This window comes from Stenotrophomonas sp. STK17_22, assembly GCF_051983905.1.
Classification (GTDB): Bacteria; Pseudomonadota; Gammaproteobacteria; order Xanthomonadales; family Xanthomonadaceae; genus Stenotrophomonas; species Stenotrophomonas maltophilia_A.
In genome coordinates this window covers 1,140,340-1,153,414 of the sequence record NZ_CP197010.1, presented here as the reverse complement: position 1 = coordinate 1,153,414, position 13,075 = coordinate 1,140,340, and the positions used below count along the sequence as shown (strand labels likewise).

The 13,075-nt window shown below is 66.7% G+C and carries 11 protein-coding genes; all 11 read left to right on the top strand.

Annotation, left to right across the window (positions count from 1 at the left end; all coding sequences use genetic code 11):
* Nucleotides 1–211: 211 nt before the first annotated feature.
* The 11 genes from ACSYS9_RS05235 to ACSYS9_RS05185 all read left to right on the top strand — a co-directional run bounded on the left by ACSYS9_RS05235 (nucleotide 212) and on the right by ACSYS9_RS05185 (nucleotide 12,843).
* Nucleotides 212–751 carry a GNAT family N-acetyltransferase gene (locus ACSYS9_RS05235; RefSeq protein ID WP_049463142.1) on the top strand — a complete coding sequence of 180 codons (540 nt, stop codon included), beginning with the start codon at nucleotides 212–214 and terminating at the stop codon, nucleotides 749–751.
* Entirely contained in the window at nucleotides 748–1,080 is a 333-nt protein-coding gene (locus ACSYS9_RS05230) for a non-heme iron oxygenase ferredoxin subunit (protein WP_032129243.1), read from the top strand. The genes ACSYS9_RS05235 and ACSYS9_RS05230 overlap by 4 nt, the downstream gene beginning before the upstream one ends.
* Nucleotides 1,081–1,787: 707 nt before the next feature.
* Nucleotides 1,788–4,112 (top strand): catecholate siderophore receptor Fiu, encoded by a 2,325-nt coding sequence (locus tag ACSYS9_RS05225; RefSeq protein WP_049463141.1) that lies wholly within the window; start codon nucleotides 1,788–1,790, stop codon nucleotides 4,110–4,112.
* A gap of 48 nt (nucleotides 4,113–4,160) precedes the next feature.
* Entirely contained in the window at nucleotides 4,161–4,838 is a 678-nt protein-coding gene (locus ACSYS9_RS05220) for a Fe2+-dependent dioxygenase (protein WP_049463140.1), read from the top strand.
* A gap of 164 nt (nucleotides 4,839–5,002) precedes the next feature.
* The gene (locus ACSYS9_RS05215) at nucleotides 5,003–5,404 is read left to right on the top strand and encodes a hypothetical protein (protein ID WP_049463139.1); all 402 of its coding nucleotides are present in this window, start codon (nucleotides 5,003–5,005) and stop codon (nucleotides 5,402–5,404) included.
* 146 nt (nucleotides 5,405–5,550) lie between these two features.
* The gene (locus ACSYS9_RS05210; RefSeq protein ID WP_071228091.1) at nucleotides 5,551–7,977 is read left to right on the top strand and encodes a TonB-dependent receptor domain-containing protein; all 2,427 of its coding nucleotides are present in this window, start codon (nucleotides 5,551–5,553) and stop codon (nucleotides 7,975–7,977) included.
* A 174-nt stretch (nucleotides 7,978–8,151) separates the two neighbouring features.
* Nucleotides 8,152–8,790, top strand: coding sequence for a PepSY-associated TM helix domain-containing protein (locus tag ACSYS9_RS05205; protein WP_071228079.1), 639 nt, complete (start codon nucleotides 8,152–8,154; stop codon nucleotides 8,788–8,790).
* Nucleotides 8,791–8,816: 26 nt separating this feature from the next.
* Nucleotides 8,817–9,335 (top strand): DUF2271 domain-containing protein, encoded by a 519-nt coding sequence (locus ACSYS9_RS05200; protein ID WP_005408420.1) that lies wholly within the window; start codon nucleotides 8,817–8,819, stop codon nucleotides 9,333–9,335.
* Between the two features lie 76 nt (nucleotides 9,336–9,411).
* Nucleotides 9,412–10,215, top strand: a complete 804-nt coding sequence (locus ACSYS9_RS05195) for a DUF4198 domain-containing protein (protein WP_071228078.1) — start codon at nucleotides 9,412–9,414, stop codon at nucleotides 10,213–10,215.
* Between the two features lie 55 nt (nucleotides 10,216–10,270).
* The gene (locus ACSYS9_RS05190) at nucleotides 10,271–11,242 is read left to right on the top strand and encodes an FAD:protein FMN transferase (protein ID WP_071228090.1); all 972 of its coding nucleotides are present in this window, start codon (nucleotides 10,271–10,273) and stop codon (nucleotides 11,240–11,242) included.
* On the top strand, nucleotides 11,239–12,843 hold the full coding sequence (locus tag ACSYS9_RS05185) for a sulfite reductase subunit alpha (protein ID WP_071228077.1): 1,605 nt from the start codon (nucleotides 11,239–11,241) through the stop codon (nucleotides 12,841–12,843). The genes ACSYS9_RS05190 and ACSYS9_RS05185 overlap by 4 nt, the downstream gene beginning before the upstream one ends.
* Nucleotides 12,844–13,075 lie beyond the last annotated feature (232 nt).

Sequence of the window (13,075 nt, the reverse complement as noted above, 5' to 3'; positions counted from 1 at the left end):
TGCCCCACCCGCGCCGAACGGCAGTTGGCCTTCGACCAGGCGGCACCCACTCCGGCAGACAGCCACGCGTTGCTTCACGGTGGGCGGGTGCTGACCATGGATATGAACGAATAATGAAGACGACGTCAACCCTGCGTATTGGGCACACTCGGCAAAGTCGACCCAAGCGGCAGCCTCCCGCGCCCTTCCCCGCTCCACCTAGAATGTGCCCATGAGCACCCTGACCTTCCGCGCCGCCACGTCGGCCGACATCCCCGCCCTCATTGCCCTCGTCACCTCGGCCTACCGCGGCGACGCCAGCCGCGCCGGCTGGACCACCGAAGCCGACCTGCTGGACGGCGCCCGCATCGATGCCGAGGGCATCCAGGCCGACCTGGACCGCCCGCGCTCCACCATCCTGCTGGCCGAACGCGGGAACCAACTGGTGGCCTGCGCCCACGTTGCCGATGTCGACGGCAAGGGCTACTTCGGCATGTTCTCGGTCGACCCGGCCCAGCAGGGTGGCGGCGTCGGCAAGCAGCTGATGGACGCCGCCGAAGCGCACGCCGCACGCGAATGGAAGGTGCCGGTGATGCAGATGACGGTGATCGACGTGCGCGACGAGCTGATCGCCTTCTACGAGCGCCGCGGCTACCAGCGCACCGGCATCAAGAAGCCGTTCCCCTATGGCGACGAACGCTTCGGCATTCCCAAGCGCGACGACCTGCGCTTCGAGATCCTGGAAAAGCCGCTGGCCGGAGCCGCCGCGTGAGCGATACCTGGACCTTCGTCTGTGCCGGCACCGAGCTGCTGCCGGGTGAAATGAAGAGCGTGTTCGACGAGGTAACCGGCACGCCGATCGTGGTGTTCAACCTCGACGGTGAGTTGTACGCGCTGGAAGACCAGTGCACACATGAAGAGTTCGAGCTGTCCTCGGGCGAGTTCAACACCATCGAGGGCAGCGTGGAGTGCGTGCTGCACGGCGCGCGCTTCGACGTGCGTGACGGCCGCGCCCTGTGTGCCCCGGCCTACAGCCCTGTACCCAAGTTTCCGGTGAAGCGCGAGCACGACGCCGTCTGGACCCGCGACGACCGGGATTGAGGCGGCGCTCGGCCCTCACGGACCTCCCAAAGGGCGCCCCGCGGGAGAGCATCCACCCATGGGGTGGATCTACCGGAAGGCCATGAGGGCGCCCCCAGGCCGCTCCGGGGCGGCCCCAGCGGCCCGTCACGCCCCGCAGATGCGAATCATTATCGTTGATGTTATTCTACGTAACATCTTCGTAACGACTCCGCCCCCGCGCCATGGCTTCGCCCGCGCCCACCGCCACGCTGTGCCAGCTTGCCCGTCAAGGGTGGCCGCTGCTCGTAGCCGTGCTGCTGACGCTGGTGTTGGGCTGGTCTGCGTTGCATGAAGGCAGGCACACGGCGACCGCCGATGCGCCGACTCTGTATGCTCATGATGTGTCGCCCGCGTCCCCGCCACACGTGCTGCCGCACGAACAGGCGATGCACCCCGCTGAATCCGAACCCGATGGCAGTCGCGGCGACAAACCTCGTGCCCTGCGGCGACTCTGCCTGCAGCACCCTGACAATGCACCTGCAGACGCTCCGGCGCCGGTGACACCGACCCCTCCGGTGCTCGCACCGGGCCGGCGCCAGCCCCCATCCCACGCACCGCCCGCGCTGCTGGCCTGACGCTCTGCTGCGCCATGCGCAGCCGCATCCGCACGTCCCCCCTCGTTCTACGTACTGCTGCCGCGCGGCCCGCGCCGGCCGCCTCTCCCTGCTCCCCTTCTGCAGACGCCCATGAACCCGATCAAGAGCCGCAAGCACGCTTCGCCGCTTCGTACCCTGCCGCTGGCCACCGCCAGTCTTGCCGCCGGCCTCGGCCTGGCCACCCTGCCCGCGCTGGCCCACGCTGAAGCCACCGACAACGCCCGCACGCTGGACAAGATCGACGTGCACGCCACCCGGGGCTACAAAGCCGACAAGGTGGCCTCGCCGAAGTTCACCCAGCGCCTGCAGGACACGCCGCAAACCATCCAAGTGATTACCAGCGACCTGTTCAACCAGCAGGGCGCAACGACCCTCACCGAGGCACTGCGCAACAGCCCCGGCGTGGGCACCTTCTACGCCGGTGAGAACGGCAACACCACCACCGGCGACGCGCTGTTCATGCGCGGCTTCGACACCTCCAACAGCCTGTATGTGGACGGTGTGCGCGACCTGGGCTCGATCTCGCGCGATGTATTCAACATCGAACAGGTGGAAGTGACCAAGGGGCCGGCCGGCACCGACAATGGCCGTTCGGCGCCGACCGGCGCGATCAACCTTGTCAGCAAGCAGGCCAACCTGCAGGACGCGACGTCGGCCAGCGTTTCGCTGGGCAGCGACCAGCAGCGCCGCGCCACCGCCGACTGGAACCAGTCGCTGGGCACCACCAGCGCGCTGCGCATCAACGGCATGTGGCAGGACAGCGACCAGCCCGGCCGCGACCACGTGCAGAACAAGCGCTGGGGCATCGCACCGTCGCTGGCCTTCGGTCTGGGTACCGCCACCCGCTACTACCTCAACCTGCTGTATGTGAAGCAGGACAACGTGCCAGATGGTGGCGTGCCCACCCTGGGCCTGCCGGGCTGGACGCCGCAGCCGACGCTGGAAGCGCTGGCCGGGCACCCGGTCGATCCGGAGAACTTCTACGGCACCCGCGCCGACCACGATGACGTGACCGCGAAGATGGCCACGTTCCGTTTCGAGCACGACTTCAACGACAGCGTGCGCCTGACCAACACCGCCCGCTGGGGTCGCACCGAACAGGATTACCTGCTCACCGCCTTCATGGGCACCGGCGTGCGCGGCGCAGGCGGCCGCCCGACCGGCAACATCACCTATGCCAACCCGGCCGACCTTTCCAGCTACGCCATCGCGCGCAGCCTGCCGACCTTCAAGGACCAGCGCAACACGATCCTCACCGATCAGCTGAACCTGCGCGCCGACTTCGCCACCGGCGCGGTCGGGCACGCATTGAGCGCTGGCCTGGAATTCACCCGTGAAGAACTGGACAGCTACGGCCAGGCCGCCGCTGCCGATACCAGCTGGCCCGCTGCGAACCTGTACAACCCGGACTGGAACGTCAGCGGCCTGAACTGGGCGCACAACGGCGCCGATGCACATGGCAAGACCACCACCTCCTCGGTGTACCTGTTCGATACCCTGTCCTTCGGCGAAAGCTTCCTGTTGACCGCTGGCGTGCGTGCAGACCACTACAAGACCGAGTACGCCAGCGCGTCGGTGTGTGGTGGCCGCGGCGGCCCGGCGTGTGGCAGCAACCCTGCCGGCACGGTGCTGCGCAACCCGACGCTGGACGCGTCCGATACGCTGCTGAACTGGAAGCTCGGCGCCCTCTACAAGGTCGGCGATACCGTCAGCGTCTACGCCAACTATGCCATCTCGCAGCAACCCCCGGGTGGCGCCAACTTCCAGCTGAGCAGCTCGGCCAACAGTGCCGACAATCCCAAGCTGGACCCGCAGAAGGCCAAGACCTTCGAAGTGGGCAGCAAGTGGGCGTTCCTGGATGACGCCCTGGCAGTGAACCTTGCATTGTTCCAGACGGACGTGGACAACGAGATCAACACCACCGTGCTCGACGATGCCGGCAACCCGACCCAGACCGGCAGCAAGCGGGTCAAGGGCGTGGAGCTCTCCGCAGTCGGCCGCCTGACCGACAACTGGTCGGTCAGCGCCGGATACAGCCACCTGGACACCGACGTAAGGGAAGGCGCGAAGGTGGCCGCCGATGGCACCACCAACCTGACCTATACCCCGGACGACACGTTCACCGGCTGGACCAGCTACACCCTGCCCTACGGCATCACCGTGGGCGGCGGCGTACGCTATGCCGCCGGCATGCACCGCGGCACCGACGGCGCGGTGGGCACCCCGTCGTTCACCAAGTCCTACGTGGTGTATGACGCGGTCGTGTCCTGGGCGATCAATGAGACGATCTCGCTGCGCTTGAACGGCTACAACCTGTTCGACAAGCAGTACGTGGCCAGCATCAACAAGAGCGGCTACCGTTACACCCCGGGTGCCCCGCGCACCTTCCTGCTCAGCGCGGACATCCGCTTCTGATGCAGCACGCGGGGGAGCCCACTCCCCCGCGCCCCCAAAGGAACCGCCATGCTGCTGCACATTCCCGACGTGCTTTCACCCCAGGACGTGGCGCAGGCACGCAGGCGACTCGACGCTGCAGACTGGACCGACGGTCGCGAGACCGTCGGTGCACAGGGCGCGATGGTCAAGCACAATCTGCAGCTACCCGATGCATCTCCCCTGAAGGCGGAGCTGGGCAGGGACCTACTGGCCGCGCTGAGCCGCAGCCCCTTGTTCTTTGCTGCCGCGCTGCCCCTGAAGATCCTGCCGCCGCGTTTCAACCGCTACAGCGGGGGCGGCACCTATGGCTTCCATGTCGATGGCGCGGTGATGAACCTGGCCAACGGCGAACAGCTGCGCTCGGACATCTCCTGCACCCTGTTCCTGTCCGATCCGGACGAATACGAAGGCGGCGAGCTGATCATCAGCGATACCTACGGCGAGCACGAGGTAAAGCTGCCGGCCGGCGACCTGATCGTGTATCCGTCCAGCAGCCTGCACCAGGTGCGGCCGGTCACCCGCGGTGCGCGCGTGGCCTCGTTCTTCTGGGTACAGAGCATGATCCGCGACGATGTGCAGCGCCGCCTGCTGTGGGAAATGGATGGCTCGATCGAGCGCCTGCGGCAGACCGGCGGTGACGCCGAGGCGGTGCTGCAGCTGACCGGCGTGTACCACAACCTGCTGCGACGCTGGAGCGAAGTCTGAGCCACATCCGGCCGACCCGCGACAATTTGGCAATCATTCTCATTTGCAACAGCTAACAGCTCTCATTACAATCACGCCCCGTTGATGCCGGCCGCTGCCGGCAGACCCCTGGGGACCCCTGCTTGCTGCGCCCGCTTCGCCCTCGCCCACTCATCCATCGAAAGATGGGCACCGCCATGCGCGGTCAGCGTCCTGCGCTGGCCAGCCTGCTGGCGTGGGTGGCGATGCTGGCTTTGCTGCTGGGCACCCTGCCGCTGCTGCCACACGGCCAGGCCGGAATGGCCGTGCAGATGCCGCTGGAAGAGCGCGGTGGCGAAGCGTCCCCGCAGGAAGAAGCACCGGCCAAACTGCGCCGCTGTGCTGCCGCCCCGGTGAAATCGGCCGAGAAGGCGCGCCCGCCGCTGCTGCTGGCCAGCCAATGGCTGCGCACCGAGCTTGAACTCGTACCCGCCACGCCGGCCATGCCCGGCGTGCGCCCGGACTGGCCGCTGGCCGCTCCGGACACGCCCTGGGCCGACGCGCCCGGGCGCCGCCAGCAACGCGGCCAGGCGCCTCCGCTCGCCTGATTCACGGCCCCGCGTGACCGCCTGCGCGGTCGTGCCCGCACGCCGCTGCCTGCTTCATCCCTGCCGCCCCTGACCGGGCCTCCCCGTGCATGCCGCGCCGTTCGCGCCTGGCATTGCACCACCCTGCATCCTTCGAGGTTACTGCCATGGCCCAGCGCCATCGTGTCCGTTCGTCCCTGTCCCGTACCCTGCTGACCAGCGCCGTGCTGGCAGCCATGACCGCCCCTGCCTTCGCCCACGGTGACGCTTCCGGCGCGCCACAGACGCTGGACAAGGTGGTGGTCACCGCCTCCGGCTTTGAGCAAAAAATTACTGACGCGCCGGCCAGCATTTCAGTCATCACCCAGGAAGAGCTGACCAAGCGCCCATACATGACCCTGTTGGATGCAGTCCGCGATCTGGAAGGCGTGGACGTTGGCGAGACCCGCGACAAGACGGGCCAAGGCACCATTTCCATGCGCGGCATGGGCTCGGACTACACGCTGATCCTGATCAATGGCCGCCGCCAGAACAATCACGGCGACATCTACCCGAACAACTTCGGCGGCAACCAGTTCAACCACATCCCACCGCTGGACGCGATCGAGCGCATCGAAGTCATCCGCGGCCCGGCTTCCACACTGTACGGCGCCGACGCCATGGGTGGCGTCATCAACATCATTACCAAGCGATCGCTGGACCGCTGGAGTGGCTCGGCCACCCTTGCAGGCACCTTCGAGACCGATGACGATTTCGGTGACGACCGCACTGCAGACCTGTATGTGACCGGCCCAATCGTTCCCGGTGTACTGAACCTCAGCGCACGCGCCAGTTGGTATGACCGCGATGCTTCCAATCCCGTCTACTCGCCGGCGATCGACCCCAACGGCACCCCCCATGCGCGCACGCTGGGCTTTGGCGGCGGTGGTAAAACAGTCGACAACACGAATAAAGCAGGTGGTCTGAGCCTTGAATGGAACATCAACGAAGATCAACGCCTGACGCTTGACTACGACACCTCGCGCCAGGAATACGACAACTCGATCAAGATCAATGATGCCGGTGTCGAGGAGTACCCGGTTGGTACGGTAGACAACATCAACAGCATCTGGCGCACGGCCAATTTCTGCCGCAGCGGCAGCGGTGCCAGTGCCAACGCGTGCCGGACCAGTGGCGGTACGTGGGCACGCCGGGCCGACCCGCGCGTGGGCTATGGACCGACCCAGGAATTCACCCGCGATGCATGGGCGTTGACCCACGAGGGCAAGTGGGGCTTTGGTAACAGCCTGGTGTCCCTCTCGCACGTATCAACCAACAACGATGGCCGGACGATGCCATTCACTGTCGCGGAACGCGAGTTGCTGCTGCAGATGATCGACGGCACCGGTGCCTATAGTGGCCGCTCAACGGCTGAACGCCGCGCGCTGGCTGAATCGACCTTCCTGCCACGGCCTCGACGCACGCTCGAAAGCGCCCAGTACACCTTCGATGCAAAGTTGGACATTCCCTTCCAGGCCGCAGGCCAGCATGTCGCTGTTGTCGGTGCGCAGGTCATCCGTGGTGAACTGACCGACGGCGTGTTCGGCACCGAGCGCGGAATGCCCGGCCAGAAGCAGGAGCACAACATGTACTCGCTGTTCGCTGAGGACACCTGGACCGTCATCGCGCCGCTGGGAATCACCTATGGCCTGCGCTACGACGACCACGAGGTATTCGGCGACCACTTGAGCCCGCGCCTGTACGGTGTGTACACCGTCAATGAACAGTGGACGGTGAAGGGCGGTGTCAGCACGGGCTTCAAGACACCCAAGACCACTCAGCTGTACGACGGCGTCACCGGCTTCGGCGCGCAAGGCACGCTACCGATGTTCGGCAATCCGAACCTGAAGCCCGAAACCAGCACCAGCACCGAACTGGCGGTCTACTGGCAGCATCCAGACGGGCACAACTTCAATGCCACGGTGTTCCACAACCGCTTCGACGACAAGATCGCCTCACAACCCTGCGGCGGCCGCTTCGCTCTGGCCTGCACCTCAACGGGCGACTACGCCGAGCTGGGCTACGCCAACAGCAGCAAAACGGTGAACATCGATGAAGTGATCATTCAGGGCGCCGAAGTAGCTGGTCGATGGAACATCGGCGAGCGTTTCGGCCTGCGTGCGAACTACACCTACACGGACAGTGAGCAGAAGAGCGGCGCGGAGAAGGGCCTCCCGCTGGGCAACAGCGCGCGGCACATGGCCAATGCGACCTTCGACTGGCAGGTCAGCGAGCGCTTCAATATGTTTCTGACTGCAGAGGCGCGCTCCAAGCGCTTCCGTGGGCTCAACGCCACTACGCGCGAGAAGCTCTACTACAAGGACTACACCACTCTGCATCTGGGTGCTTCGTTCGAAGCGACGCAGTGGCTGACGGTCAATGCACGTATCAACAACCTGCTGGACCGCGATTTCACCACTTACCAAGCCAGCTTCACCGACCTGGACGGCAGTGGGGTATATGGCGATTCGAGCAATGAAGTGCTGTTCGAAGACGACTACAACAACAAGGACAAGGCCCGCAGCGTCTGGGTGAGCCTGAACTTCAAGTTCTGATCGTTAGCGCTCCATCCACGCATGGCGTGGATCTACTGATCCGTGGGATTGCCGGCCAGTCGGTAGTGCCGGCCGCTGGCCGGCAATCCCCCCTGGGATACAGAACGACACGCAATTGCGAGCTATTCTCATCAATGATGTAATGGGCAGTCCCCGTCCGCCTCGAACCGTGCCGTGAGCCGTCCTGCCTCTTCCACCGTGCAGCAGCAACAGAACCGTGGCTTCTGGCTGCGGACGCTGCACCAGTGGCACTGGATCAGCTCGGCGGTCTGCCTGATCGGCATGCTGCTGTTTGCGGTGACCGGCCTGACCCTCAACCATGCCGCGAAGATCGAGGCCAAGCCCGAGGTGCAGAACCAGCATCTGGAACTGCCGGCCGCGCTGCTGGGCCAGCTGGGCACGCGCGAGGACGGCAACGCGCCGATCCCGCGCCCGGCCCGGCAATGGCTGGACACGCAGCTGGGCATCGCCATCGGCGGGCGCCCGGCCGAGTGGTCGGCTGAAGAGATCTACCTGTCACTGCCACGCCCGGGTGGCGACGCCTGGCTGAGCATCGATCGCGCGACCGGCGCGGTGGAGTACGAATCAACCTCGCGCGGCGCGGTGTCCTACCTCAACGACCTGCACAAGGGCCGCAACGCGGGCCCAGCGTGGGGCTGGTTCCTGGACCTGTTCGCCGTGGCCTGCCTGGTGTTCTGCATCACCGGCCTGTTCCTGCTTCACCTGCATGCACGGCAGCGGCGCATGACCTGGCCGCTGGTCGGCCTCGGCCTGATGATCCCGCTGCTGATCGCCCTGCTGCTGATCCACTGACTTTCCTTCGTTTCCGGAGCCGCCCCATGCGCGTCACCCTGACCATCGCCCTCAGCGGCCTGCTGGCCACCTCGCCGGCCTATGCCACCACCCTCGACATCAACGTCGAAGTGCCCAAGCTCAACGTGGCCGAGTACCACCGCCCGTACGTGGCGGTGTGGCTGGAAGGCGCCGACCAGAAGGTCGCGGCCAACCTGTCGGTCTGGTACCAGCAGACCAGCAACAGCGAAGGCCACGGCACCAAGTGGCTGCCGGACCTGCGCCAGTGGTGGCGCAAGAGCGGCCGCACCCTGCAGGTGCCGGTGGACGGCGTGACCGGCCCGACCCGCCCGGCCGGCAAGCACGCGCTGTCGTTCAACGACAGGCAGCCGGCGCTGAAGCAGCTGGCTCCGGGCAACTACACCCTGGTGGTGGAAGCGGTGCGCGAAGTCGGCGGCCGCGAGCTGCTGAAGATCCCCTTCACCTGGCCGGCCACCGCCGCACAGAACGGCAAGGCGCAGGGCGCCACCGAACTGGGCCAGGTCACCCTCGCCGTCAAACCCTGAAAAGGGGACGGAGGGGATTAAGTCGTAATTCCCCTCCTCTCGCCGCACCACCCTGCATCCACCTGGAGTCTTCCGCATGAAGCGCACGCTTGTCCTCGCCGCCGCTCTGGCCGCTGCCCTTCCCTTCTCCGCCCTGGCCCACAAGGCCTGGCTGCTGCCCTCGCAGACCGTGATCGCCGGCAATGCGCCGTGGATCACCGTCGACGGTGCGGTCTCCAACGACCTGTTCTATTTCAACCACGTGCCGCTGCGCCTGGAGTCGCTGGTGATCACCGCGCCGGACGGCAGCACCGTGCAGCCGCAGAACGCGTCCACCGGCAAGTACCGCAGCGTGTTCGATGTCGAGCTGAAGCAGCCGGGCACCTACCGCATCGCGTCGGTCAATGACGGCCTGTTCGCCACCTACGAGCAGAACGGCGAGCGCAAGCGCTGGCGCGGCAGCGTGGCTACCTTCGGCGAACTGCCCAAGGATGCGAAGAAGCTGGAAGTGAGCCAGTCGGTCGGCCGCGTGGAGACCTTCGTCACCAACGGCGCCCCGAACGACACCGCGCTGAAGCCGACCAACCGTGGCATCGAGCTGGTCGCCGTCGGCCACCCGAACGATCTGTTCGCCGGCGAGGAAGCCACCTTCCGCGTGCTGGTCGACGGCAAGCCGACCGCCGGCCTGGAGTTCGAGATCGTGCGTGGCGCCACCCGCTACCGCAACGCGCAGGACGAGCTGAAGGTCACCAGCGATGCCAAGGGTGAGATCAAGGTGACCTGGCCGGAAGCCGGCATGTACTGGCTGGAGACCGGCACCGAAGACAACAAGACCTCGGTGAAGCAGGCCGCCAAGCGCCGCCTGAGCTACGTCGCCACGCTGGAAGTACTGCCGCAGTAATGACGTGGACCGCGATGCCGGGCACGCCCCGGCATCGCGCCTGCAGCACACCACCATGACCGATTCCCTGCTCGACATCGCCCGCCTCGGTGGCACCACCATGGGCACCACCTGGAGCGTGTCGCTGGTCGCGTCGCGCCAGCGCGACCTGCACCCGCTGCATGCTGGCATCCAGGCGCGGCTGGGCGAGGTGGTCGCGCAGATGAGCACCTGGGAGCGTGGTTCGGATCTGAGTCGCTACAACCGCGCCGACGCCGGCCAATGGTGCGTGCTGCCAGCCGAAACCCGTCACGTTCTGGCCTGCGCACAGGCCATCGCTTCCGCCAGTGGCGGCGCCTTCGATCCCACCATCGGTCCGCTGGTTGCACTGTGGGGCTTCGGGGCACATGCCGGCGAACGCCGCCAGCCCGACGACGCTACCCTGCAGGCCACGCGTGATCGCTGCGGTTGGCAGCGCCTGCAGTGGCAGGACGATGCGCTGCTGCAACCGGGTGGACTGGAACTGGATCTCTCTGCGATCGCCAAGGGCTTCGGCGTCGATCACGTGGCCGCCTGGTTGCGTGGACAAGGCATCACTGCCGCGCTGATCGAAGTCGGCGGCGAACTGGCCGGCTACGGCCGCAAACCGGACGGCCAGCCGTGGCGCGTGCTGGTGGAATCCGCACCCGAAGAAGACGTGCACACCGATACCCCGCCACGGGTGCTGGCGCTGGACGGCAAGGCGGTGGCCACCTCCGGTGATCGCTGGCACCAGTACCAGGCCGATGGCGAGGCCTACAGTCACAGCCTGGACCCGCGCTCGGGCAGACCGGTGCGGCAGGTTGCAGCGGCGGTCACGGTGGTAACCGACGACGCCATGCACGCCGATGCATGGGCCACCGCACTGACCGTACTCGGTCGCGAACAGGGCATGGCACTGGCCGAGCGCGAAGGACTGGCTGCGCGCTACCTGCAGCGTGCGGCAGACGGCCCCCGCGAATTCCTCAGCAGCGCCTTCCAGCGCCTGCTCGACGAGCAGGACGCATGAGCGCACGTCCATCGCGCGCCTGGCTCGGCAACGCACTGGTTCTGCTCCTGCTGGCAGCGATCGGCTGGGCACTGCTTCGCCTGCATCTCGGCGAAGCGTGGTGGCGGGGCGCACCACCGGCGCGGCACTCGCAGATCGCGGTGCTCGCCACGGTGCTGTATGCGCTGGCCTGCGCGGCACTGTGGTGGCGTGGGCGCCCGCGCGACGACGCCGCAACCGGAGACACCGCGCCCATCCTGCTGGTCTGGTCCAGCCAGACCGGCTTCGCCCGCGAACTGGCCGAACGCAGCGCCGAGGCCCTGCGCGGTGCCAGCGTGCCAGCGCGCGTGCGCGGACTGCATGAGGTGGATGCAGCACTGCTGGCTTCCAGCCAGCGCGCGCTGTTTATTGCCAGCACCACCGGCGAAGGCGATCCACCCGACCACGCCCTGCCGTTCCTGCGCGGGGTGATGGCCACCCCGCCCCCGCTGCAGCACCTGCACTACGGGGTGCTCGCGCTGGGCGACCGCAGCTATGGCCACTTCTGCGGATTCGGCCACCAGCTGGACACTTGGCTGCGCCAGCACGGCGCGCATCCGCTGTTCGACGCCATCGAGGTCGACAACGCCGATCCGGCAGCACTGCGTCATTGGCAACAGTTGCTGGGACAACTCGGCGGTAACGCCAGCGAACTGCCCGACTGGAGTCCGGCCGAGTACCAGCCGTGGACGCTGCTGCAACGCGAGCATTTGAACCCGGGCAGCCCCGGTGGTCCGGTGTACTGGTTGCGCCTGCAGCCCCCGGCCGATGCAAATGCGCAGTGGCAGGCCGGTGACATCGCCGAGATCGGCCCGCAGCACGCATCGCACACCGTGCGTGCCTGGCTGGATGCACAACGCTTCGACGCGGACACCGTGCTGGATGACGGGCAGACGTTGCTGGCACGCGTCGCGCGCTCGCACCTGCCCTCATTGGTTCCCCCGGGTGATCTGCCTGCCTTGCTGGCGACCCTGCAATCGCTGCCGCATCGCGAGTACTCGATCGCCTCGGTCATGGCCGACGGTGCGGTTGAGCTGCTGCTGCGCCGCCAGCTGCGCGCTGACGGTACACCCGGCATCGGCAGCGGCTGGCTGTGCGACCACGCTGCCATCGGCGAACCGGTACAGCTGCGTCTGCGCCGCAACGACAATTTCCATGGCGCGCCCGCCGACGTGCCGCTACTGCTGATCGGCAACGGCACCGGCATCGCCGGCCTGCGCGCGCATCTGCACGAACGCGTACGCAGTGGCGCACGCCGCACCTGGCTGCTGTTCGGTGAGCGCACCGCCGCGCACGACTTCCACTTCGGTGAAGAACTGCAGGCGATGCTGGCCGACGGCACGCTGGTGCGGTTGGATGCAGTGTTCAGCCGCGATGGCGGTGCGCACCGCTATGTGCAGGACCGGCTGCTGGCCGAAGCGGCAACGCTGCGCCAGTGGGTGGATGAAGGCGCCACGATCCTGGTCTGCGGCAGCCTGCAGGGCATGGCCCCGGCGGTGGATGCAGTGATCGAGCAGGTGCTGGGTACCGCGGGCAAGGAAGCGCTGTTGCTGGCCGGTCGTTACCGGCGCGATGTGTATTGAGGCCACCGCATCCTGGTGGGTGCGAACCGATTCCTGGTGGGTGCGAACCGCTTTCTGGTGGGTGCGAACCGCTTTCTGGTGGGTGCGAACCTTGGTTCGCACCATGACGCGGTGTCGGTGGCCGCATCCACGCATGGCGTGGATCTACTGAACAGATTCGGCTGGCGCGAACCGCATTCTGGTGGGTGCGAACCTTGGTTCGCACCGTGACGCGGTATCGGTGGCCCCATCC